Raw genomic sequence first — 19,842 nt, 5'->3', positions numbered from 1 at the left:
GTTGCGGATCGCCTTGCGGCTTCCGACATGGAGCGGGTCACACCAGCCGGAGCATTCCATGGCCGACCTGTCTGCTTTTCCCGTCACCCGCCAGTTTCCGCCGCAGCATCCTGATCGACTGCAGCTTTATTCGCTGGCGACGCCCAATGGGGTGAAGATCTCCATCATGCTGGAGGAGCTGGGCCTGCCCTATGAGGTCCACCTGGTCGATATCGGCAAGGACGAGACCTGGACGCCTGAGTTCCTGTCGCTGAATCCCAACGGCAAGATCCCCGCCATCATCGACCCCGACGGGCCGGGGGGTAAGCCGCTGCCCCTGTTCGAATCGGGGGCCATCCTGGTCTATCTGGCGGAGAAGTCCGGGCGCTTCCTGCCGACCGATCCGGCGGCGCGCTATGAGACGCTGCAGTGGGTCTTCTTCCAGATGGCCGCCATCGGACCGATGTTCGGTCAGGTCGGCTTCTTCCACAAATATGCGGGCAGCGCCTTTGAGGACAAACGCCCACGCGACCGTTACGTCGCGGAATCACGGCGCCTGCTGGGTGTTCTGGAGGGGCGGCTGAAGGATCGCCAGTGGATCATGGGCGACGACTACACCATCGCCGACATCGCCATTCTGGGCTGGGTGCGGAACCTGGTCGAACACTATGGCGCGGGCGATCTGGTCGGCTATGCGGACTTTCCCGCTGTCGCCGCCTGGCTGGCGCGGGGCGTGGCCCGTCCGGCCGTGCAGCGCGGCCTCAACATACCGGCCTGAAGCCAGTGAGCGTCGGGGACGGGCGGTTCGCGCGCCCCCGACGATACAGGGTCAGATTTCTTCGGTCGGAGCGTCCGGCACGAACTTCTTGATCGACTCGATGGCGCGCTTGGCGCCGGACTTGTCGGAATAGCCCTCGGTCGAGAAGATGATTTCCGAGTTGTACTTGAACCGGACGCGGTATTCGCCCGCCTTGTCCTTATAGACTTCGAACTTGTGCGCCATGATCGCCTCGCTCTGACGGCCGACCATCGGCCGGATGAAGAAGCTGGCACGGCCCCGCTTGGGTCGTAAAGAGGCGAAGCGTAAAACGCGGTAAGGCGTCAGGCGCGGGCGGGAATCCAGCGTCGCGCCGCCAGCGCCAGAAAGCCGACCGCCAGCCCCCAGAAGGCTGAGCCTACCCCGAACAGGGCCACGCCCGAGGCGGTGGCGGCGAAGGTCAGGACGGCGGCCTCGCGATCCTTCACTTCGCCCATCATGGCGCTGAGCGAGCCGGTCAGGGGCGCGATCAGGGCGAGGCCCGTGATGGCGGCCAGGGCCCCGGTCGGCATGGCGATGAACAGCCCGGCCAGCGGCGCCGCGAACAGGGCGACGACCAGATAGAACAGGCCGTAGATCACGCCCACGGTCCAGCGCTTCGTCGCGTCGGGGTGGGCGTCCGGCTCGGTGCAGATGGCGGCGGTGATGGCGGCCAGATTGACGCCGTGCGCGCCGAAGGGGGCCAGAAGCGTGCTGGTCAGCCCGCCCCAGAAGATCAGCTTTCCGGCGGGCGGGGTGTAGCCTGCAGCCCTCAGCACCACCAGACCGGGCAGATTCTGCGACGCCAGCGTCACCAGATACAGCGGCAGGGCCAGACTGACCGCCGCCTTCCAGTCGAAGGCGGGCATGACCGGCGACAGATTGCCGAACAGGCCGGTTCCCTCGGGAAGGGCGACCTGACCGCGCACGGCCAGAACGGCGAAGGCGGCGACCAGAACGGCGGGCAGGGACCAGGCAGGCGCCAGTCGACGCATCACCAGAAAGACCGCCAGCAGCCCCGCCGCCAGCATCAGGTCGGTCGGGAACACCAGGAACAGCTTGAGGCAGAAGGGCAGCAGCACCCCCGCCAGCATGGCCGAGGCGACAGCGGCGGGTATGCGCTCGGCCAGGCGACCCAGCGCAGGGACCAGCCCCGTCAGCACCATCATCAGCCCGGCGATGACGAAGGCGCCCACGGCGGTCGACCAGCCGAGGCCCAGCGTCGAGGCGGCCAGCAGGGCCGCGCCCGGCGTCGACCAGGCCAGCACGACCGGCATCTTCAGCCGCCAGCTCAGCACTGCGCCGGGCAGGCCGATGCCCAGACACAGGGCGGTGACCATGGAGATGATCTGGCCGGGCGCCGCACCCATCGCCTGACCGGCCTGAACGATCAGGGCGACCGTGCCGCCGAAACCGACGACGGTGGCCACCGCGGCGGCGGAAAAGCTGGCGGGGGGAGGCAGGCGCACGGAACTCATACGCCCAAGCTAGGACGATGGGCGGCGCGTCGAAAGCAGAAATGCGCCTTTCTTCCGCTCATCCCGACGTCCGCCGGGGTGCGCGGGCAGGGGTAGATGCAAAAAAGGGCCGCCGGTTCGCCCGGCGGCCCTCTGTCTGTCCGAAACCCGGTCGGGATCAGCCTTCCATGTCGTCGGGCAGGCCGACGGCGTGGAAACCGGCGTCGACGTGGACGACTTCGCCCGTGGTCGAGCGGCCCAGGTCCGAGCACAGCCACAGGGCGGCGCCGGCGACGCCTTCCATCGAGGTCTCTTCCTTGATCAGGGAGAACTGCGCCGACTTGGAGTGCAGGCCGCGTCCGCCCGAAATGCCCGCCAGCGACAGGGTGCGCATGGCGCCTGCCGAGATGGCGTTGACGCGGATGCCCTTGGGTCCCAGGTCGCGCGCGATGTAGCGGGTGGCGGCTTCCAGCGCGGCCTTGGCCACGCCCATGGTGTTGTAGTTCGGAATGACCCGCTCGGAACCCAGATAGGTCAGGGTGATCATCGAACCGCCGTTGGGCATCAGTTTCGCCGAGCGCTTGGCCACGTCGACGAAGCTGAAGGCCGAGATGTTCATGGCCAGCAGGAAGCTGTCACGGGTGGTGTTGTCCACGAAGGAGCCCTTCAGCTCGTCCTTGTTGGCGAAGGCCACCGAGTGGACGACGAAGTCGATCGTGCCGAATTCCTTTTCCAGCTCGGCGAAGGCGGCGTCCATCGAGGCGTCGTCGGTGACGTCGGCATGGATCAGCAGCTTGGCGCCGACGCTTTCGGCCAGCGGGCGCACGCGGCGCTCAAGACCCTCGCCCAGATAGGTGAAGGCCAGTTCGGCGCCCTGCGCCGCCAGTTGCGAGGCGATGCCCCAGGCGATGGAGTTGGAGTTGGCCACCCCCATGATCAGGCCCTTCTTGCCCTTCATGAGTTCGCCGGTGGGCATATCCCAGCCTTCGCTCGTCGCCATGGGTTCGTCTCCGTATCTAGAACTTGATCCGCCTTTTGGACGGGCGCGCGGCGGGTGACAAGTGGAGTGCAGGCGCTGGCGTTTCTCTGACGGGGGCCTAAGTTGAGGTCATGAGCTTCGACGCCGACAGTTCGAACGCGCAGCCGCAGGGCGCTTCAGGGGCGGGGCCGGTCTTCTTCGACCGCCGCGAACTGGACCAGATGCTGCGGGTCTATGGGCGGATGGTGGCGGCGGGCGAGTGGCGCGACTACGCCATGGCCGGGGGACGGGATCATGCAGAGTTCGCCGTTTTTCGTCGCCACGGCGACGCGCCGCTCTATCGCATCGAGAAACGCCCGGCCCTGCGCCTGAAACAGGGGCAGTGGGCGGTGATCGGCGAGGGCGGTCATGTGCTGAAGCGTGGCCGCGACCTGGCCCAGGTGCTGCGCGTGTTCGACAGCCGCAGGTTCACGGTGGTGGAGTAGGGCGAAAAGACAAAGCAGGGGCCAAGAAAAAGGCCCCGACGTCGCCGTCGAGGCCCCATTCTGTCTTGGCCTATCAAGCCGCGCTCAAGTCGGCCGTGACCGCGTCACGGCCATAGCGCACTTGAAAAGCCCTATTCGCGGCTGCCCATGAAGGCCAGCAGGAACTGGAACAGGTTGATGAAGTTGATGAACAGGCTCAGGGCGCCGAAGCCCGTGGCCACGCCCAGCGCGTTCTGGTCGCCGCCCATGGCGTAGTAGGTCATCTTCAGACGCTGGGTGTCATAGGCGATCAGGCCCGAGAAGATCAGCACGCCCGCGCCCGAGATCACCAGATACATCACGCCCGACTGCATGAAGATGTTGACGATCGAGGCGATGATCAGGCCGATCACGCCCATGATCAGGAAGGTGCCCATACCGGTCAGGTCCTTCTTGGTCGTATAGCCGACCAGGCTCAGACCTGCGAAGGCGGCGGCGGTGACAAAGAAGGTCGAGGCCAGCGAACCGCCCGTATAGCGCAGGAACAGCACGCCCAGACCGGCGCCGATGGTGGCGACCACGGCCCAGTAGAGCATGTTCACGCCCCTGGCCGTCGGGTTCTTCATGAAGAACATGGAGCCGAACAGCATGACCAGCGGCGAGAACTGGATGATCATGCCCAGCATGGTCAGGCCGATGCGGCCGTCCGGCATGCGGGCGAACAGCAGTTGCTGCACCGCCGGGACGTTGCCGGTGACGTAGGCCAGGGCGCCCGCGACGACCAGACCGATCGCCAGCTTGTTGTAGACGCCCAGCATGAAGGCGCGCAGACCGGCGTCGACGGACATGTCCGCCGACTGCGGTAGCGGGCGCGCATAGCCGTTGTTGAAGTCGCTCATCGCGAAACTAGTCTCCCATGCGGCCAGGAATATCCTGACCTTTGGCTGAAATATCGGGATGCAGACGCATCCTTGCAAGAAAAACCGGACTTTCAGTCGCCGGTTCCGCCCGCTACCAAGGGTCGCATGTTACGCCTGTTCACCGCCATCTCTATTCCTGAAGACGTCGCCGAGACGCTGGCGCGGCGTCAATCCGGCCTGCCGGGCGCCCGCTGGCGGCCGCTGGACGCCCTGCACGTCACCCTGTCCTTCTATGGCGAGGCGTCTGAACGCACGGCCGACGATCTGGCCTCGGAGCTGACGCGGGTCGAGGGCGGGGGGGCGTTCGAGATCACCCTGAACGGAGTCGGCGCCTTCGGCGACAATCACCGCAGTCATACCCTGTGGGCGGGGCTGGAACGATCCGAGCCGCTGAACGTCCTGGCCGGACGTTGCCGCGCGGCGGGCGAGCGGGCCGGCGTCCCGCCTGAAAAGCGCGAGTATAGACCGCACGTCACCCTGGCCTATCTGAAGCCGCAGGCGAATCCTGACCGCATCGGCGCCTGGATCGCCGGGCACAATCTGCTGAAGTCGCCGCCGATCCGCGTGGATCGCTTCGGCCTCTATTCCAGCGTCCTGACCGGCGACGGCAGCATCTACACCCTGGAACGCGAGTATCTGTTGTGATCGATCTTCCGACCTCCCCGCTCGGCCCCACGCTGGAGACGGAGCGCCTGTTCCTGCGCCCGCCGACGCTGGATGATTTCCCGCGCTGGGCCGAGTTTCAGGCTGATCCGGAGACGACGCGCTTCATCGGCGGACCGCAGTCGAAGCATCAGGTGTGGCGCACCATCGCCTCGGTCGCCGGGATGTGGGCGTTGCACGGCGAGGGCATGTTCTCGGTGATCGAGAAGGCTACCGGACTCTGGATGGGCCGTATCGGGCCGCTGCACCCTTACGACTGGCCGGGCCGCGAGGTGGGCTGGAGCCTGCACCCCGACGCTACGGGCAAGGGCTATGCGATCGAGGCTGCGGTCGCGACGATGGACTACGCCTGCGATGTGCTGGACTGGCCGGATGTCATCCACTGCATCGACCCGGACAATCGGGCGTCGGAAAAGGTGGCCGAGCGGTTGGGTTCGACCAATCGCGGGCCGGGCCGGGCGCCGCCGCCCTTCCATGAGCATCCGATCAACATCTGGGGCCAGACGCGGGACGCGTGGCGGGAGAACCGCCTGAAGCTGGAGCGTTGATTTCTCCTCCCCATGCGAATGGGGAGGTGGTGCGGCGGCGCCGCCGACGTGGCGGAGGGGCGGCTTGGTTCTGCTGACAGAAGCCTCTCCACCGCTTCGCGGTCCCCCTCCCCATTGCATGGGGAGGAAAGGCTTGCGGCTGGAACATAGGCGGAACATAAATGCGTATGGCCGCCGCCGCTCTCCATCTCGAACTGGTCTTCAGCCGCCCGGAAACGACCCTGTCGGTCACGCGGGGGGCGGCGCGACTGATGCTGGACATGGGCTATGCGCCCCTGTTGGAGGTCTGCCTACCCAACGGACGGCGGGCCGACGTCATCGCGCTGGGGCCGAAGGGCGACATCATCATCTGCGAGGTGAAGTCGGGGATCGACGACTATCGCGTCGACCGCAAATGGCAGGAGTACGGCCCCTTCTGCGACGCCTTCTACTTCGCTGTCGCGCCGGAGTTCCCTGAAGGCGTGCTGCCGAACGAGCCGGGCCTGATCGTGGCCGACGGCTTCGGCGGGGCGGTGGTGCGCGACGCGCCCGCCACGCCTCTGGCGCCCGCGCGGCGCAAGGCTCTGACGCTGGCCTTTGCACGCTTGGGCGCGCTCAGAACGATGCGCGACTGATGGTGGGATCGTCAGTCGCGGTCGCGTTCAAGCCGCGAGCGACCGCATCGCGAGCATAGCGCGCAACAAAAAAGCCTATCGCGGCGCGCGTTTGGCCAGGATGCGTTGCAGGGTGCGGCGGTGCATTCCCAGACGGCGGGCCGTCTCGGAGACGTTGTGGTCGCACAGCTCATAGACGCGCTGGATATGCTCCCAGCGCACCCGGTCGGCCGACATGGGGTTTTCGGGCGGCTCGGGCGCTTCGCCGGTCGAGAGCAGGGCCTTGACCACGTCGTCGGCGTCAGCGGGCTTCTGCAGATAGTCGACGGCGCCCGCCTTGACCGCCGCGACGGCCGTGGCGATGGCGCCATAGCCGGTCAGCATGACGATGCGGGCGTCCTCGCGCCGCTCGCGGATGGCTTCGACAACCTTGAGGCCGTTGCCGTCCTCAAGCCGCATGTCCAGAACGGCGAAGGCGGGCGTGGACTGGCGCAGGGCGTCCGTCGCCTCGGCCAGAGAACCGGCGAGGGTGACGGTGAAACCGCGTGATTCCAGCGCCCGGCCCAGTCGCGTGCGCAGAGCCTGATCATCGTCCAGCAGCAGCAGCGATCGGTCGCTGAGGGCGGCGATCTGTTCTGTGATCTGGGTCTCGGGTTCGGACATGTATTTCTCCTGAGGTTTCAGGTCGTGCGTCAGGGACGCAGGGTCAAGGGCCAAGCTCTCGACTGCGACATCAGGTTCCATCGCCTTCCATGGCCGAGGCGGTGACTTCCAGCACCTGACGCGGCCAGCGGACCGAGACGCGGGCACCCGCGGGCTGGCCTCGCGCCGGATCGCCCGCGCCCACAGAAACCTTGGCGCCGGAGCGTTCCAGCAGGGTGCGGGCGATGAAGAAGCCCAGTCCCATGCCGCCCTGACTGGGGGCGATCGGGGCGGTGATCGGCGGCGGAGGCGCGCGACGTTCGCGCCGGGCCGGGCGCGAGGCGGCCGCGATCTGGGCGGCCAGGGCGCGACGGGCCTTGGCCTGCGGGCGGCTGGTCACATAGGGCTCGCCCAGACGCGGCAGGATTTCTGAGGCGAAGCCGGGGCCGTCGTCGACGATGTCGATCTCTATCCATCCCGCGTCGACCACGGCGGTCAACTGGACGCGGGTCGTGGCGAAATCGGCGGCGTTCTCGATCAGGGTGGACAGGCCATGGACGATCTCGGGCAGGCGGCGCAGGCGCGGGGCGTCCTGACCGGGCGGTATCCTTACGGCGATATCGAAGTCGAGGTCGAAGCCGCGATGCGGGTCGGCCACCTCTTCCAGCAAAGCCGTCAGGCCGATGTCGGCGAACAGGGCGTCGCCCTCCTCGGGTTGGGCCGACAGCTGTTTCAGGATGGCGCGGCAGCGTTCCGCCTGTTGCAGGATCAAGGCGGCGTCCTCGGCGGCCGGGCTGTCCGCGGGCGCGTCGCGCAGCATTTCCTTGGCGACGACTTGAATGGTGGCCAGCGGCGTGCCTAACTCATGCGCGGCGGCGGCGGCCAGCCCCCCCAGCGCCGCCAGCCTCTGCTCGCGCTGCAGAACGTCCTGGGTGGTGGCCAGGGCCAGTTCCAGCTTGTCGGCGTCGGCGGCCACCTTCCAGGCATAGCCGGCGGTGAACAGCACGCCCGTCACCAGCGCCAGCCCCAGCCCCAGACGATAGAGGCCCGGCAGCTCAAGATGTTCATGCAGGCGCCACGGCAGGGGCAGGGACCACGAGAACAGAAAACCCACGGCGATCAGGGCCATCACGCCCAGAATGACGGCCTGGCGGGCAGGCAGAGCCGCCGCCGCGATCGTCACCGGCGCGACCAGCAGCAGACAGAAGGGGTTGGCCAGCCCGCCGGTCAGCGCCAGCAGGGTCGCCAACTGCAGAATGTCGAAGCCCAGCTGCGCCGCAGTTCTCGGTCCGTCCGGCAGGCTGCCGTCGATGCGGCGTGCGCGCGCCATGGTGGCCAGGTTCATCGCCACGCCCGCGCCGATCACGGCCAGACACTCCCACAAAGGCAAGGGGAAGTGCAGGGCGAAATAGGCCGTCAGGATCGCACAGGTCTGGCCGATCACCGCCAGCCAGCGCAGCACGATCAGCGTCCGCAGCGACAGGCCGCGTCCGCGCCGGGGCAGCTCCGGCAGGCCCGCCAGTTCGCCGCCCGCCTGCGTCAGGGCGTCGAGAGCGGGACGCGGGGCGGCCGGGTTCAAGGCAGGCTGCGACCGGATGGGGGCTTCTGTAGGGTTCACCCCTCTTCTATAGACCGGGGAAAGATCGGCTGCACGGTCCGCCGTGTCGCGCCCGCCGAATGTCCGCCGTCCCGCTTCTGTTCAAGGAGACGCCATGCCCCGCCGTCCCGTAATCCTGTTCGCCGCCGCCTGCGCCGTCATAGCCCTGGCGCTGGGCGTCGTGACCATGGTGGTGGTCGGCGGCCGCCAGCAATCGGCACAGACGACGGACGCCGCGACCGGCCAGCCTCTGGTCGGCGGCCCCTTCACCCTGACCAATCAGGACGGCCAGGTGGTCACCGAGAAGATTCTCGAGGGCAAATGGAGTCTGGTCTTCTTCGGCTTCACCTACTGCCCCGACTACTGCCCGACCACCCTGGGCGTGCTGAACGCCGTGCAGGAACGGATGGGCGACAAGGCCAAGGATCTGCAGATCCTGTTCGTCAGCATCGACCCCGAGCGCGACACTCCGCAGATGCTGAAGGACTATCTGTCCTCCGATGGCTTCCCCAATGGCGTCATCGGCCTGACCGGCACGCCGGAGCAGGTGGCGCAGGCGGCCAAGGCCTATCGCGCCTTCTATCAGAAGGTCGGCGAGGGCGAGGGCTACACCATGAACCACGGCCTGACCGTCTATTTGATGGGACCGGACGGCCAGTTCCGCAGCGCCGTCGCCCATGATCTGGGGCCCAGCCGCACCGCGACCCTGATCGAAAATGCGATGGAGAAGGGCTGATCACCTTTCCCTGAACAGGGCGAAACCGGCCTTATTTTGCGACGCGGCGCCCTGTATGATCAGCGTTCCGCTGTCAGCGGAGGCCGCAACCGGGGTTTCATGCTCTACGCTTTTCACGAGCTCGCCTATCATTCGGCGACGCCGTTCCGGATCGGGGCCCAGATGGCCCGCCAGTTCTGGACCTCTCCGCTCAATCCGGCGTCCGACACGGCGATCGGCCGCACCGCCTATGCCGCCGCCGAGGTGTTCGAGAGCCTGACGCGCCGCTACGGCAAGCCCGACTGGAACCTTGAGACGATCGAGATCGACGGCAAGCCCGTGCGCACGACCGAACAGGTCGTCTGGTCCTCGCCCTGGTGCCGGCTGGTGCGATTCGCCCGCAACATCGGCGATCTGAAGCGCGCCGGAAAGGCGACGGCGGCGCCCGCCGTCGTGATCGTGGCGCCCCTGTCGGGCCACTACGCCACCCTGCTGCGCGGCACGGTCGAAACCTTCCTTCAGGACCACGACGTCTATGTCACCGACTGGTCGAACGCCCGTCAGGTGCCGATGCTGGAAGGTCGGTTCGACTTTTACGACTACATTGACGAAGTGCGCGCGATGCTGGCCGCCGTCGGCCCGCGCGCCCATGTCGTCGGCGTCTGCCAACCGGGACCGCCGGTGCTGGCCGCCTGCGCCGTGATGGCGGCCGAAAACGATCCGAACCGTCCCGCCTCCATGACCTTCATGGGCTCGCCCATCGACGCGCGCCTGTCGCCGACGGTGACGAACCAGCTGGCCGAGGAAAAACCCTTCACCTGGTTCAAGTCGAACATGATCCACACCGTGCCCCTGCCCTATCCGGGCGTCGGGCGGCGGGTCTATCCGGGCTTCGTCCAACTCTACAGCTTCATGTCTATGAACGAGGACAAGCACATCGACGCCCATCGTCGCTACTTCAACGATCTGGTCGCGGGCGACGGCGACGGGGTCGAGAAGCACGAGCAGTTCTACGACGAATATCTGTCGGTGCTGGACCTGACGGAAGAATTCTATCTGCAGACCATCGACATCGTCTTTCAGCAGCATCTGCTGCCGCGCGGCCTGCTGGAGCATCGCGGCAAGCCAGTCGACCTCAGCGCCATCACCGACATAGGCCTGGCCACCATCGAGGGCGAGATGGACGACATCTCAGGCGTTGGCCAGACCCAGGCCGCGCACGGCCTGACGCCGAACATCCCCGACGACCGGCGCCTGCTCTACGTCCAGCCCAAGGTCGGCCACTACGGCGTCTTCAACGGCCGCCGTTTCCGCGAGGAGATCTATCCCCGCGTGCGCGATTTCATCGCCAAAAACGAAGCTGTCAGTGTCGTACCGGAACGGTCAGCGTCTGCCGCTTGAGGGCGGCGGCGCCCTGCGGCTGTCGGTCAATCCGCGCGCGCGTCGGCTGTCGATCCGCATCGACCCTCGCGCAGGCGAAGCTGTGGCCGTGGCCCCCAGCGAGCGACGTCTGGGCGAGGTCGTGGCCTTCGCCCGCGCCAAGGCCGGATGGATCGCCGAACGCCTCGCCGCGCGCCTCGATACGCAGCCGTTCGAACCGGGCGCCGTCGTGACCTGGCTGGGCCGCACCGTGCGCCTGGAAGCCAGCGGCGGCGCAGGCGCAGCGCGCCTGATCGACACGCCCGAGGGGCCTGTGTTGCGTTCCGGCGGCGAGGGCGAGGCCTTTTCCCGCCGCATCGAGAACTGGTTCCGCCGCGCCGCGCGCGACTTCCTGACCGAGCGCACGGACGTCCACCTGAAGACCCTGGGCCAGCCGCCGGTGAAGGTGTCCATCGTCGACACCCGCTCGCGTTGGGGCTCATGCAGCCCGCACAACCGCTCGATCCGCTATTCCTGGCGCGTCATCATGGCCCCGCCCGCCGTGGCCGACTACCTGGCCGCGCACGAGGTCGCCCACCTGGTCCACGCCGATCACAGCCCGGCCTATTGGGCGGTGGTGACCCGCCTGATCGGCGACCACCGCGCGCACCGCCGCTGGCTGCGCGACCATGGCGCAGCGCTGCACGCCGTGGGGGCCTAGCCGCGCCTAGACCCGGATGTCGAGCAGGGAGCCGGGGCGTTGCAGGCGCGTGGGTGCGGTTGGAACTTCGGACGCTATCGTTAAGGGCGTCTGTTCAGCGGTCGTTGGAGCTGCAGCCGGAGCCGTCACGCCCATGGCCTGACGGAAGAAGGCCGACTGAGCGGTTCTCAGGGCGTGGGCCGCGCCGCCCGCCGTGGGCGGAAAGGCCGGCCGCTCGGACGAAATCGCGGACATGGGGCGAGGATGCCCTCGCTTCGTCTAGATATGGTTAACGCACGATTCACCCTGTTTCGGGCGATCGCCTCAGCGGGCGGGCGCCTTCAGGGCGTCGGTCAGTTTCTTCAGATCGGCGTCGGTCAACACAGGTCCGGACGACTTGGCGACGATGGTTCCGAAGGCGTCGACGGCGAAGCTTTCCGGCACGCCGGATACGCCCAGATCCAGCCCCGCCCGCCCCTCACGGTCGACCAGCACCAGACGATAGGGATCGCCCAGCTCTTCCAGGAAGGCGTCGGTGGCGACGGGATCGTCCTTATAGGCCACGCCGACTACGGCGACGCCCTGTTCCTTCAGCGCCATCAGCTGCGGATGCTCCAGGCGGCACGGGGCGCACCAGCTGGCGAAGACGTTGACGATCATCGGCTTGCCTACGCCCGCCGTCTTCAGATCCAGCAGGTCGTCGCTCGCCTTGCCGTCTACCAGAATGGGCAGGACCGTCGTCTCGGGGATCGGCTGGCCGACCAGGGCGTCGGGGCGATAGGTCGGCCCGGCGGCGGGATCGCCCGCCATCCGGCCCATCTGCGTCATCAGGAAGATCCCAAGCGCCGCCAGAACGACGATGGGCAGCAGGGCCAGCCAGCGCTTCATTTGCGAGCCGCCTCCAGCCGGGTCAGTTCGCGCTTCCAGCGGCGCGCGGCGATCAGAGCGCGCGCAGACAGGGCGGCCAGAACCACGGCGCTGATGCCCCAGGCGGGCCAGACGAAGGCGCCGTAGGGGCTCATGTCCAGATCAAGCATGGCGAACGCCTCAGGATTCCAGCGCCGCGCGGGCGCGAAGGGTCAGAACGCGGCGACGGCGCACCTCGGTCCTGATGGATGTCAGCCAGATGGCGCCGAACAGCACGGCATAGGCCGCCATCATGGTCAGAAGGGCAGGCAGGAAGACCGGATCCACGCTGGTCCCGCCCGAGCGCAGCAGCGACGCGGGCTGATGCAGGGTGTTCCACCAGTCGACCGAGAACTTGACGATCGGCAGGTTGATCAGGCCGACCAGACCCAGCACCGCCGCCGCCCGCGCGGCCTTGGCCTCATCGTCGATCGAGGCGCGCAGGGCCATATAGCCGAGGTAGAACAGGAACAGCACCAGCACGCTGGTAAGGCGCGCGTCCCACACCCACCACGTCCCCCACATCGGCTTGCCCCACAGGGAGCCGGTGACCAGCGCCAGCGCCGTAAACGCCGCGCCCGGCACCGCCGCCGCGCGCGCCGCCGCATCGGCCAGCGGATGGCGGAAGACCAGGGCGAAGAAGCTGGACACGCCCAGCGCGCCATAGGCCATCAGGCCCAGACTGGCGGCCGGAACGTGAATGAACATGATGCGGACGGTGTCGCCCTGCTGATAGTCGGCGGGCGCGGTGAAGCTGAACCACGTTCCCGCCAGCAGCAGGCCGAGCGCGCAGATCCACAACACCGGGACCAGAGGTCCGGTGAAGCGCATGAAACGGTCGGGATTGGCGAGGCCGAACATGGCCAGCCGATTACGCGGCCCTGCGCCCGACGGCAAGCGGGCGCTGCGTTCAGCCCATTGTTGCGGCTCTTACAGGCTCAGACCGTTCTGCGTCGCCAGGTCCTTCAGCGCGATCATCGGGCGCGGCCCCCAGTGGGCGATGACCTCAGACGCGGCCAGCGAACCCAGCGCCCCGGCCTCGGCCAGCGACAGGCCGCGCGACAGGCCCAGCAGAACGCCCGCCGCGTATTGGTCGCCGGCGCCCGTGGTGTCGACAACCTTCTCGACCGGGCAGGCGGCGACCTCGACCCGCTCGTCGCCACGGAACAGCACCGAACCGGCGGCGCCGCGCGTCACGGCGGCGACCTCGACGATACGGCCCAGATGGGCGGCGGCGACGTCGAAATCTTCGGTTTCGAACAGGGCCTGAAGCTCGGCCTCATTGGCCAGGACGATGTCCGCCGAGGCCTCGATGAAGGCCAGCAGTTCAGCGCGCCAGCGGTGGACGACAAAGCTGTCCGACAGGGTGATGGCGACCTTGCGGCCCGCCGCGTGGGCGGCGGCGGCGGCGGCCTCGAAAGCGGCGCGGGCCGGGGCCGGGTCGAACAGATAACCTTCCAGATAGACGGTGGCGCTGTCGCCGATGACGGCGGCGTCGACGTCGGCGACGGTCAGCTGGTTCGCGGCGCCCAGGAAGGTGCACATGGTCCGCTGGCCGTCCGGCGTGACGTTGATCAGGCAGCGCCCGGTGCCGAAGCCGTTCCCCGCGCCGTCTTCCAGCACAGGGGTGTCGAAGTGGACGCCCACCGCGCGGATGTCGTGGCTGAACACCTCGCCCAGCGTATCCCTGGCCACCTTGCCGATATAGGCGGCGCGCCCGCCGAACGAGCCGACGCCCGCCACGGTGTTGCCCGCCGAACCGCCCGACGCCTCGACCCCGGCCGCCATGGCCTCATACAGGGTCGCGCTCTGCGTCTCGTCGACCAGCTGCATCGAGCCGGGAACCAGCCCCTTGGCCTCAAGGAAGGTCGGTTCGCACGGGGCCAGAACGTCAACGATGGCGTTGCCCAGGGCGCAGACGTCGAAGCGTGCGTTTTGAGCGAAGGCAGGCAGGGATTGGGTCATGTTCGCCCCCATAGCGGGCGAGGCCGTCGCGCGCCAGAGCGCCGGTCTTCATGGAAAAGGAAAACCGGCCCTTCTCCCGCAGACAGCGGCCGCCTAAGTCCACGTCTTCCCTTGCAGACGGCCCCGCCGGGCCGAGCGGAGCCCTGTTCATGACCGATGTCGCCGTCCTGACCCCCGATCCGGCCGATCCCACCTATTCGACCCTGTGGCCCGGCGTTCTGGACCGGCTGGGCGAGGCGCTGGCGACGGCGGGGATCACGGCCCGACCCACGCCGTGGACCGATCACGTCGAGAATGCGCGCGGCCTGATGGATTATCCGCTGGTCCTGCCGCTGCTGGTCTGGGGCTATCATCAGGACCACGAACGCTGGCTTCAGGCCTGCACGACCTGGAGCGAGGCGGGCGCGCCCCTCGCCAATCCGGCGCAGACTGTGCGGTGGAACGCCGACAAACGCTATCTTGCCCGTCTGGCGCAAAAGGGCGTCGCCATCCCCGAGACGATCTTCACCGACCATGTCGACGCGGGCGTGGTCGAGGCCGCCTTCGCCGCAACGGGGGCCGAGACCCTGATCGTCAAGCCGACCGTCTCGGGCGGCGCCTGGCGGACCCTGCGGGTGGCGGCCGGCGACCTGCTGGATACGGCCCTGACCGACGCCCCGGTGGGCGGCGCGATGATCCAGCCCTACCTCAAGGCCATCGAAACCGAAGGCGAGACGTCCCTGCTCTATTTCGGCGGCGAACTGAGCCACGTCGTGAACAAGCGCCCCGGTCAGGCCGGCGAATTCCGCATCCAGACCCAGTACGGCGGCCAGTATCAGGCGCTGGACGCCGCGCCGCAGGGCGCGCTGGACCTGGCCGAACGCACGCTATCGGCGATCGACGAAGACCTGCTCTACGCCCGCATCGACATGACGAGGGGCGACGACGGCGAATGGGTGCTGATGGAAGCCGAACTGATCGAGCCGGACTTCTACCTCGCCGCCGCCCCCCACGCCGCCGAACGCTTCGGCCGCGCCGTGCGGGCGCGACTGGAGCGCTGAGGGTGTCGCCGGGCGTTTGACCCGGCGTCAGTCCATTAGAAGAACAGGGCGTCCGGGCGGCGTTCCTGCTGGGGCGCTGGCAGGGCCTGCGGCGGGGCGGGACGTGCGGCCGGGGGCTGTTGCGGCTGGGCCGGTTGCGGCGCTGGCGCGTCGGTCGCGGGCGGCTGTTCCGCGTCATAGGGCACGGCCGTGGCGTAGGGATCTTGGACCTGACCCATCAGGTCGCCGACGGGGTCCGGCGGGGTCCAGCCTTCGGGCAGGGGCGGGCCGTTGGGGATGGACTGGACGGCCAGACGCGGCAGGGCCGCCTCCATGAAGCCGCGCCAGATGGCGGCGGGGGATGAGCCGCCGGTGACGCGGGCCATCGGCTTGTTGTCGTCCTTGCCGACCCAGACGGCGGCGACGAAGCCGCCCGTATAGCCGACGAACCAGGCGTCCTTGTAGTCCGAGGTGGTGCCGGTCTTGCCCGCGATGTCGCGCCCGCCGATGGCGGCCGAGCGGCCGCTGCCGGAAGTGACGACGCCGCGCAGCATCTGGTTCATGTAGTAGAGCGGCGGATTGTTGATGGCCTGACCGCCTTCGGTCGGGCCGTGGGTGTAGATCACCCGGCCGGACGGGGTGCGGATGCGGCTGATGCCGTAGGCGTCGACGCGGCGGCCGCCGTTGGCGAAGGCGTCATAGGCCTGGGCCATCTCCAGCGGGCTGACCTCGACGGCGCCCAGGGCCATGGACGGTTGCAGGCCGATGTCGCTGGTGATGCCCAGACGGCGTGCGGCGCGGGCCACGCTGTCGCGGCCGACCTGATCGGCGACATAGGCGGCCACGGTGTTGGTCGACTGGGCCACGGCCTGCGCCAGCGTCATCTGGCCCGAGAAGTTGCCGGAATAGTTGCGCGGCGACCATCCGCCGATGGTCACGGGCTGGTCCACCACCGGCGTCTGGGGCGTATAGCCCGCCTCGACCGCCGCCAGATAGACGAAGGGCTTCCACGCCGAGCCCGCCTGACGGCGCGCATCGACGGCGCGGTTGAACTGGCTGTCGCCATAGGAGGAGCCGCCGATCATGGCGCGCACCCGGCCGTCGCCGTCCAGCGCGACCAGAGCCGCCTGTTCGACACCCCGACCCTTGTCGCGGTCCAGGATGCGGCGCACGGCGCGCTCGGCGTCGGTCTGAAGGGTCAGATCCAGCGTCGTCTCGACGACCATGTCCTCGGTCGGTTCGCCGACCAGGCCGCGGATCTGCTTGTCCAGCCAGTCGATGAAGTATTGGGCGTGCTGGCTGGCCAGGGTCTTGGACACCCGCACCGGCTCGGCGACGGCGGCTTCGCGCTGGGCGGGGGTGATGGCGCCGACCTCGACCATTTCGTTCAGCACGACGTTGGCGCGGGTGGCGGCGCGCTCGCTTTCGGAGACGGGAGAATAGCGCGAGGGCGCCTTCAGCAGGCCCGCCAGCAGGGCGGCCTCGCCGACCGTCAGCTTGTCGGCGCCCTTGTCGAAATAGCGCTGCGAGGCGGATTCGATGCCATAGGCGCCGGCGCCGAAATAGACGCGGTTCAGATAGAGGGCGAGGATCTCCTTCTTGGAGAATTTCATCTCCAGCCAGACGGCGAGGATCAGCTCCTGCACCTTGCGCTTCATGTTCTGGTCGGGCGTCAGAAACAGGTTCTTGGCCAGTTGCTGGGTGATGGTCGAACCGCCCTGAACCACGCGCCGGGCCTTCAGGTTCGAGGCCATGGCCCGGCTCATGCCGATCGGATCGAAGCCGGGGTGGTGATAGAAGCGGCGGTCCTCGATGGCCACGAAGGCGGCGGGAACATAGTCGGGCAGGGCGTCCAGATCGACCGGCGGCGCCATCTGGGTGCCGCGCACCGCAATCAGGGCGCCGGACCGGTCCAGATAGGTGATCGAGGGCTGGCGATCGATGTCATACAGGCCCGATGTGTCGGGCAGGTCGCGCGCGAAAACCGCCAGGAAGACGACAGCGAAGATCAGGCACCAGACGGCCAGCACCGCAGCCCAGTAGAGCAGACGGCGCATGACGGATCGGCGCGGCTTTGCGCCGCCCTGATCGTTTTGGTCGGATCCGCGGTCGTTGCGCGCCATGAACATCCCTTTATGCCAGCGACGCGAACCCTAGACCATTTTCGGTTCAGCCGGAATCGACTGAACCGAGAACCGTGGCCCAGAATTAGCGGGAACGAACATCTGAATTGAGCTGGACAAGCGCCCAGCTAAACCGATTTCGCTCTAGCCGTTCCCTTCGCCCGCGAAAACGCCCCGCTTTCAGTAATGGCAGGGTGTGGACCTATTTGGCCGAAAGAAAGGCGTCGAGCGCGCCATAGAAGGCCGTCGGCTGGTCGAACATGATGAAGTGGGCGCTGTCGTCGATGCGCTTCAGCTTTGCGCCGGGCAGGGTCGCGAACGACATCTGATAGATGGCGTCAGTGACAGCGTCGGTCATGCGGGCGTCGTTGAACTTGACGTAGAGCACCTCGGTCGGGGCGGTGATCCGGGCCAGCTCGGGGCGCAGGTCGGTGGTCACCAGCTCGCGGAAGGCGGCGGCCGAGACCTTCTGGTCGCTGTCGCGCATGTCCTGAAGGGCTTCTTCGCGGCGGCTTTCGGTGTTGATCATGCCGTTGATGGCGGTTGTGGCCTGGGCGACGTAGGCCTCGCGCGGGCTGGTCGACTGGGCCGTCCAGATCTGGTCGGCGACGGGGGTCACGCTTTCGGCCGTCGCGCCGGGCGCGCCGAACATGGCGCCCATGAAGGGGATCATGTCAACGACCATCAGCCTGCCGACCAGATCGGGGTGGCGGGCGGCCAGCATCATGCCCATGGTTCCGCCCATGGAATGGCCCACGACGGCGGGCCTGTTCAGGTGCTGTTCGCGGATGTAGCGGGCGATCTCTTCGGCCACGGGGGCGCCGACCGGCTGGGGCGCGTCGCCCTGCGCATTGGCCTGGGGCGCGGCGCCCGCGAACCCGGCGACGTGGATGCGGTGGACGCGATAGCGCCCGGCCAGATGGTCGACCGTGCCCTGCCAGATGTCAGGCGAGGACGACAGGCCGGGGATCAGGATCAGGTCGGGCGCGCCCGCGGGGCCGTCGACGCGGACGCTGAGACGGTCGGACGCGAAGGCGCCGTGCGCCGCAGGATTGGCGGCGCCGTTCTGCGCCACGGCGGGGGCGGCGCCCAGCAACAGGGCGGCGGCGATGAAGGCGGCGGAGGCGGTGCGGATCAAGGCGTCTCTCCCAAAGAGAATTTGAGCCAGATTAATTCATCGGGTGAGGAAGGGAATGGCCTTTGGACGGCTGGCGCTCCCTGCTGCTACAAGGCGGCCATGACCGCAGACGCCGCGCCCGCATCATCCGCCACGCCTGAAGCCAAAGCCCCGCCGACGGCCTTCGGCAAGGGCTTCATCACCGACGCCTGGTATTTCGTCGCCCTGGCGCGCGACGTGCCGGTCGCCAGCCTGAAACGCTATGAGATCATGGGCGAGCCGGTCTTGATCGGCCGCACGCGCGCCGGCGAGGTCTATGGGATGCGCGACATCTGCCCCCACCGCGCGGCGCCGCTGTCGGCCGGGCGGCTGGTCGAGAAGCCGGGCGAGGGCGAGACGATCGAATGTCCCTATCACGGCTGGCGCTTCCGGCCCGACGGCGTCTGCGCGGCCATCCCGTCGCTGGTCGAGGATCAGGCGTTCGAGGCGAACCGCATCAAGGTCCGATCCTACCCGGTGCGCGAGAGCCAGGGCATGGTCTTCGTCTGGATGGCGGCGGACGCCCGCAACCCGTCCGAGCCGGATCAGGAACCGCCGCAGTTCCCAGGCGCCGTCGGCCAGCCGCGTCTGGTCGAGTGGATGGATTTCGACAGCCATATCGACCACGCTGTCGTCGGCCTGATGGACCCCGCCCACGGGCCTTATGTCCACCAGCAGTGGTGGTGGCGTTCCGAACATTCGATGCACGAGAAGGCCAAGACCTTCGCCCCCGTCGACTTCGGCTGGGCCATGGTGCGCCACGCGCCGTCGTCGAACAGCCGCCTGTACAAGGTGCTGGGCGGGGCGCCTGCGACCGAGATCACCTTCCGCCTGCCGGGCTATCGCTGGGAGCATATCCAGGTGGGTGAAAAGCAGGTGCTGGCCCTGACCTGCCTGACGCCGGTGAACGAGACCAAGACCCGCATCACCCAGATATTCTGGTCCGACCACTGGGTGTTCGGCATCGCCAAACCCTTCCTGCGGATGGGTGTGGTGGCCTTCCTGAAGCAGGACGGCGGCATGGTGAACCTGCAGAACGAGGGGCTGAAATACGACCCGGCCCTGATCTGGATCGACGACGCCGACAAACAGGCCAAATGGTATCAGCAGCTGAAGCGCGAATGGCTGAAGAGCCGCGCCGAGGGCCGCGCCTTCGTCAATCCGATCAAGGAGACGGTGCTGCGGTGGAAGAGCTGACGGCGGGCTGAAGACTGAGGCTCAGAAGATCGGCGCTCTCTGGCGCTTTTCGCGAAACGGCCTA

General features: G+C 67.9%; 23 protein-coding genes. 10 read left to right on the top strand and 13 right to left on the bottom strand.

The window, feature by feature from the left end:
• Positions 1 to 58 precede the first annotated feature (58 nt).
• Complete coding sequence (locus tag ACORJG_RS14335) at positions 59 to 757, top strand: glutathione S-transferase N-terminal domain-containing protein (protein WP_427790026.1); 699 nt, start codon at positions 59 to 61, stop codon at positions 755 to 757.
• Positions 758 to 808: 51 nt separating this feature from the next.
• On the opposite strand, the gene ACORJG_RS14330 is transcribed toward ACORJG_RS14335, so the two are convergent.
• From ACORJG_RS14330 to ACORJG_RS14320, 3 genes are all read right to left on the bottom strand, one after another.
• On the bottom strand, positions 809 to 982 hold the full coding sequence (locus ACORJG_RS14330) for a YegP family protein (RefSeq protein ID WP_081602724.1): 174 nt from the start codon (positions 980 to 982) through the stop codon (positions 809 to 811).
• A gap of 98 nt (positions 983 to 1,080) precedes the next feature.
• Positions 1,081 to 2,253, bottom strand: a complete 1,173-nt coding sequence (locus ACORJG_RS14325) for a benzoate/H(+) symporter BenE family transporter (RefSeq protein ID WP_427790023.1) — start codon at positions 2,251 to 2,253, stop codon at positions 1,081 to 1,083.
• Positions 2,254 to 2,410: 157 nt separating this feature from the next.
• Positions 2,411 to 3,208: an enoyl-ACP reductase FabI gene (locus ACORJG_RS14320; protein ID WP_427793070.1), complete on the bottom strand. Its 798-nt coding sequence runs from the start codon at positions 3,206 to 3,208 to the stop codon at positions 2,411 to 2,413.
• A 134-nt stretch (positions 3,209 to 3,342) separates the two neighbouring features.
• On the opposite strand from ACORJG_RS14320, the gene ACORJG_RS14315 reads away from it, so the two are divergent.
• The gene (locus tag ACORJG_RS14315) at positions 3,343 to 3,696 is read left to right on the top strand and encodes a DUF2794 domain-containing protein (RefSeq protein WP_427790021.1); all 354 of its coding nucleotides are present in this window, start codon (positions 3,343 to 3,345) and stop codon (positions 3,694 to 3,696) included.
• A 131-nt stretch (positions 3,697 to 3,827) separates the two neighbouring features.
• Here the strand turns inward: ACORJG_RS14315 and ACORJG_RS14310 are convergent, their stop codons facing one another.
• Positions 3,828 to 4,574 (bottom strand): Bax inhibitor-1/YccA family protein, encoded by a 747-nt coding sequence (locus ACORJG_RS14310; RefSeq protein WP_427790019.1) that lies wholly within the window; start codon positions 4,572 to 4,574, stop codon positions 3,828 to 3,830.
• Between the two features lie 126 nt (positions 4,575 to 4,700).
• Between ACORJG_RS14310 and thpR the strand changes: the two genes are divergently transcribed.
• From thpR to mmcB, 3 genes are all read left to right on the top strand, one after another.
• Entirely contained in the window at positions 4,701 to 5,240 is a 540-nt protein-coding gene (gene thpR, locus ACORJG_RS14305; protein WP_427790017.1) for an RNA 2',3'-cyclic phosphodiesterase, read from the top strand.
• Complete coding sequence (locus ACORJG_RS14300) at positions 5,237 to 5,806, top strand: GNAT family N-acetyltransferase (RefSeq protein WP_427790015.1); 570 nt, start codon at positions 5,237 to 5,239, stop codon at positions 5,804 to 5,806. Before thpR ends, ACORJG_RS14300 begins: the two co-directional genes overlap by 4 nt.
• Positions 5,807 to 5,973: 167 nt before the next feature.
• A complete protein-coding gene (gene mmcB / locus ACORJG_RS14295) occupies positions 5,974 to 6,420 on the top strand; it encodes a DNA repair putative endonuclease MmcB (RefSeq protein WP_427793068.1) in 447 nt (148 codons plus the stop codon).
• Between the two features lie 75 nt (positions 6,421 to 6,495).
• Here the strand turns inward: mmcB and ACORJG_RS14290 are convergent, their stop codons facing one another.
• Both ACORJG_RS14290 and ACORJG_RS14285 read right to left on the bottom strand, forming a co-directional pair.
• A complete protein-coding gene (locus ACORJG_RS14290) occupies positions 6,496 to 7,062 on the bottom strand; it encodes an ActR/PrrA/RegA family redox response regulator transcription factor (protein ID WP_427790013.1) in 567 nt (188 codons plus the stop codon).
• Between the two features lie 70 nt (positions 7,063 to 7,132).
• Positions 7,133 to 8,620 (bottom strand): ActS/PrrB/RegB family redox-sensitive histidine kinase, encoded by a 1,488-nt coding sequence (locus ACORJG_RS14285; protein ID WP_427790011.1) that lies wholly within the window; start codon positions 8,618 to 8,620, stop codon positions 7,133 to 7,135.
• A gap of 133 nt (positions 8,621 to 8,753) precedes the next feature.
• Between ACORJG_RS14285 and ACORJG_RS14280 the strand changes: the two genes are divergently transcribed.
• The 3 genes from ACORJG_RS14280 to ACORJG_RS14270 all read left to right on the top strand — a co-directional run bounded on the left by ACORJG_RS14280 (position 8,754) and on the right by ACORJG_RS14270 (position 11,433).
• The gene (locus ACORJG_RS14280; protein WP_427790010.1) at positions 8,754 to 9,374 is read left to right on the top strand and encodes an SCO family protein; all 621 of its coding nucleotides are present in this window, start codon (positions 8,754 to 8,756) and stop codon (positions 9,372 to 9,374) included.
• Positions 9,375 to 9,473: 99 nt separating this feature from the next.
• Positions 9,474 to 10,754, top strand: coding sequence for a polyhydroxyalkanoate depolymerase (locus tag ACORJG_RS14275; protein WP_427790008.1), 1,281 nt, complete (start codon positions 9,474 to 9,476; stop codon positions 10,752 to 10,754).
• Positions 10,720 to 11,433: a M48 family metallopeptidase gene (locus ACORJG_RS14270; RefSeq protein WP_427790007.1), complete on the top strand. Its 714-nt coding sequence runs from the start codon at positions 10,720 to 10,722 to the stop codon at positions 11,431 to 11,433. Before ACORJG_RS14275 ends, ACORJG_RS14270 begins: the two co-directional genes overlap by 35 nt.
• 6 nt (positions 11,434 to 11,439) lie before the next feature.
• Here ACORJG_RS14270 and ACORJG_RS14265 read toward each other — a convergent pair whose 3' ends face one another.
• The 5 genes from ACORJG_RS14265 to ACORJG_RS14245 form a co-directional block, all read right to left on the bottom strand.
• Complete coding sequence (locus tag ACORJG_RS14265) at positions 11,440 to 11,667, bottom strand: hypothetical protein (RefSeq protein WP_427790005.1); 228 nt, start codon at positions 11,665 to 11,667, stop codon at positions 11,440 to 11,442.
• 69 nt (positions 11,668 to 11,736) lie between these two features.
• Positions 11,737 to 12,300, bottom strand: a complete 564-nt coding sequence (locus ACORJG_RS14260) for a DsbE family thiol:disulfide interchange protein (RefSeq protein ID WP_427790003.1) — start codon at positions 12,298 to 12,300, stop codon at positions 11,737 to 11,739.
• Positions 12,297 to 12,449, bottom strand: coding sequence for a heme exporter protein CcmD (ccmD, locus tag ACORJG_RS14255; RefSeq protein WP_346507628.1), 153 nt, complete (start codon positions 12,447 to 12,449; stop codon positions 12,297 to 12,299). The genes ACORJG_RS14260 and ccmD overlap by 4 nt, the downstream gene beginning before the upstream one ends.
• Before the next feature lie 10 nt (positions 12,450 to 12,459).
• Positions 12,460 to 13,179 (bottom strand): heme ABC transporter permease CcmC, encoded by a 720-nt coding sequence (gene ccmC, locus ACORJG_RS14250; protein WP_427790001.1) that lies wholly within the window; start codon positions 13,177 to 13,179, stop codon positions 12,460 to 12,462.
• Between the two features lie 69 nt (positions 13,180 to 13,248).
• Positions 13,249 to 14,283 (bottom strand): adenosine kinase, encoded by a 1,035-nt coding sequence (locus ACORJG_RS14245; RefSeq protein WP_427789999.1) that lies wholly within the window; start codon positions 14,281 to 14,283, stop codon positions 13,249 to 13,251.
• 149 nt (positions 14,284 to 14,432) lie between these two features.
• On the opposite strand from ACORJG_RS14245, the gene ACORJG_RS14240 reads away from it, so the two are divergent.
• Entirely contained in the window at positions 14,433 to 15,323 is an 891-nt protein-coding gene (locus ACORJG_RS14240; RefSeq protein ID WP_427789998.1) for an ATP-grasp domain-containing protein, read from the top strand.
• A gap of 35 nt (positions 15,324 to 15,358) precedes the next feature.
• Here ACORJG_RS14240 and ACORJG_RS14235 read toward each other — a convergent pair whose 3' ends face one another.
• On the bottom strand, positions 15,359 to 17,431 hold the full coding sequence (locus tag ACORJG_RS14235) for a transglycosylase domain-containing protein (RefSeq protein WP_427789996.1): 2,073 nt from the start codon (positions 17,429 to 17,431) through the stop codon (positions 15,359 to 15,361).
• Between the two features lie 196 nt (positions 17,432 to 17,627).
• Positions 17,628 to 18,563: an alpha/beta fold hydrolase gene (locus ACORJG_RS14230; protein WP_427789994.1), complete on the bottom strand. Its 936-nt coding sequence runs from the start codon at positions 18,561 to 18,563 to the stop codon at positions 17,628 to 17,630.
• A 99-nt stretch (positions 18,564 to 18,662) separates the two neighbouring features.
• Here ACORJG_RS14230 and ACORJG_RS14225 point away from each other — a divergent pair, with 99 nt between their 5' ends.
• Entirely contained in the window at positions 18,663 to 19,778 is a 1,116-nt protein-coding gene (locus ACORJG_RS14225) for a Rieske 2Fe-2S domain-containing protein (protein ID WP_427789992.1), read from the top strand.
• Positions 19,779 to 19,842: the final 64 nt, after the last annotated feature.

Source organism: Brevundimonas diminuta, assembly GCF_050310045.1.
GTDB classification, from domain to species: domain Bacteria; phylum Pseudomonadota; class Alphaproteobacteria; order Caulobacterales; family Caulobacteraceae; genus Brevundimonas; species Brevundimonas diminuta_F.
The sequence above is the reverse complement of the archived record's forward strand: the minus strand, read 5'-3'. Positions and strand labels throughout refer to the sequence as shown.

Excerpts from the sequence above, each read along its gene's own strand:
- thpR (WP_427790017.1), top strand. The coding sequence starts at position 4,701 with ATGTTACGCCTGTTCACCGCCATCTCTATTCCTGAAGACGTCGCCGAG.
- ACORJG_RS14225 (WP_427789992.1), top strand. The coding sequence starts at position 18,663 with ATGACCGCAGACGCCGCGCCCGCATCATCCGCCACGCCTGAAGCCAAA.
- ACORJG_RS14245 (WP_427789999.1), bottom strand. The coding sequence starts at position 14,283 with ATGACCCAATCCCTGCCTGCCTTCGCTCAAAACGCACGCTTCGACGTC.
- ACORJG_RS14290 (WP_427790013.1), bottom strand. The coding sequence starts at position 7,062 with ATGTCCGAACCCGAGACCCAGATCACAGAACAGATCGCCGCCCTCAGC.
- ACORJG_RS14325 (WP_427790023.1), bottom strand. The coding sequence starts at position 2,253 with ATGAGTTCCGTGCGCCTGCCTCCCCCCGCCAGCTTTTCCGCCGCCGCG.
- ACORJG_RS14335 (WP_427790026.1), top strand. The coding sequence starts at position 59 with ATGGCCGACCTGTCTGCTTTTCCCGTCACCCGCCAGTTTCCGCCGCAG.
- ACORJG_RS14265 (WP_427790005.1), bottom strand. The coding sequence starts at position 11,667 with ATGTCCGCGATTTCGTCCGAGCGGCCGGCCTTTCCGCCCACGGCGGGC.
- ACORJG_RS14280 (WP_427790010.1), top strand. The coding sequence starts at position 8,754 with ATGCCCCGCCGTCCCGTAATCCTGTTCGCCGCCGCCTGCGCCGTCATA.
- ACORJG_RS14275 (WP_427790008.1), top strand. The coding sequence starts at position 9,474 with ATGCTCTACGCTTTTCACGAGCTCGCCTATCATTCGGCGACGCCGTTC.
- ccmC (WP_427790001.1), bottom strand. The coding sequence starts at position 13,179 with ATGTTCGGCCTCGCCAATCCCGACCGTTTCATGCGCTTCACCGGACCT.
- ACORJG_RS14260 (WP_427790003.1), bottom strand. The coding sequence starts at position 12,300 with ATGAAGCGCTGGCTGGCCCTGCTGCCCATCGTCGTTCTGGCGGCGCTT.
- ACORJG_RS14310 (WP_427790019.1), bottom strand. The coding sequence starts at position 4,574 with ATGAGCGACTTCAACAACGGCTATGCGCGCCCGCTACCGCAGTCGGCG.
- mmcB (WP_427793068.1), top strand. The coding sequence starts at position 5,974 with ATGGCCGCCGCCGCTCTCCATCTCGAACTGGTCTTCAGCCGCCCGGAA.
- ACORJG_RS14315 (WP_427790021.1), top strand. The coding sequence starts at position 3,343 with ATGAGCTTCGACGCCGACAGTTCGAACGCGCAGCCGCAGGGCGCTTCA.
- ACORJG_RS14320 (WP_427793070.1), bottom strand. The coding sequence starts at position 3,208 with ATGCCCACCGGCGAACTCATGAAGGGCAAGAAGGGCCTGATCATGGGG.
- ACORJG_RS14235 (WP_427789996.1), bottom strand. The coding sequence starts at position 17,431 with ATGTTCATGGCGCGCAACGACCGCGGATCCGACCAAAACGATCAGGGC.
- ACORJG_RS14240 (WP_427789998.1), top strand. The coding sequence starts at position 14,433 with ATGACCGATGTCGCCGTCCTGACCCCCGATCCGGCCGATCCCACCTAT.
- ACORJG_RS14330 (WP_081602724.1), bottom strand. The coding sequence starts at position 982 with ATGGCGCACAAGTTCGAAGTCTATAAGGACAAGGCGGGCGAATACCGC.
- ccmD (WP_346507628.1), bottom strand. The coding sequence starts at position 12,449 with ATGCTTGATCTGGACATGAGCCCCTACGGCGCCTTCGTCTGGCCCGCC.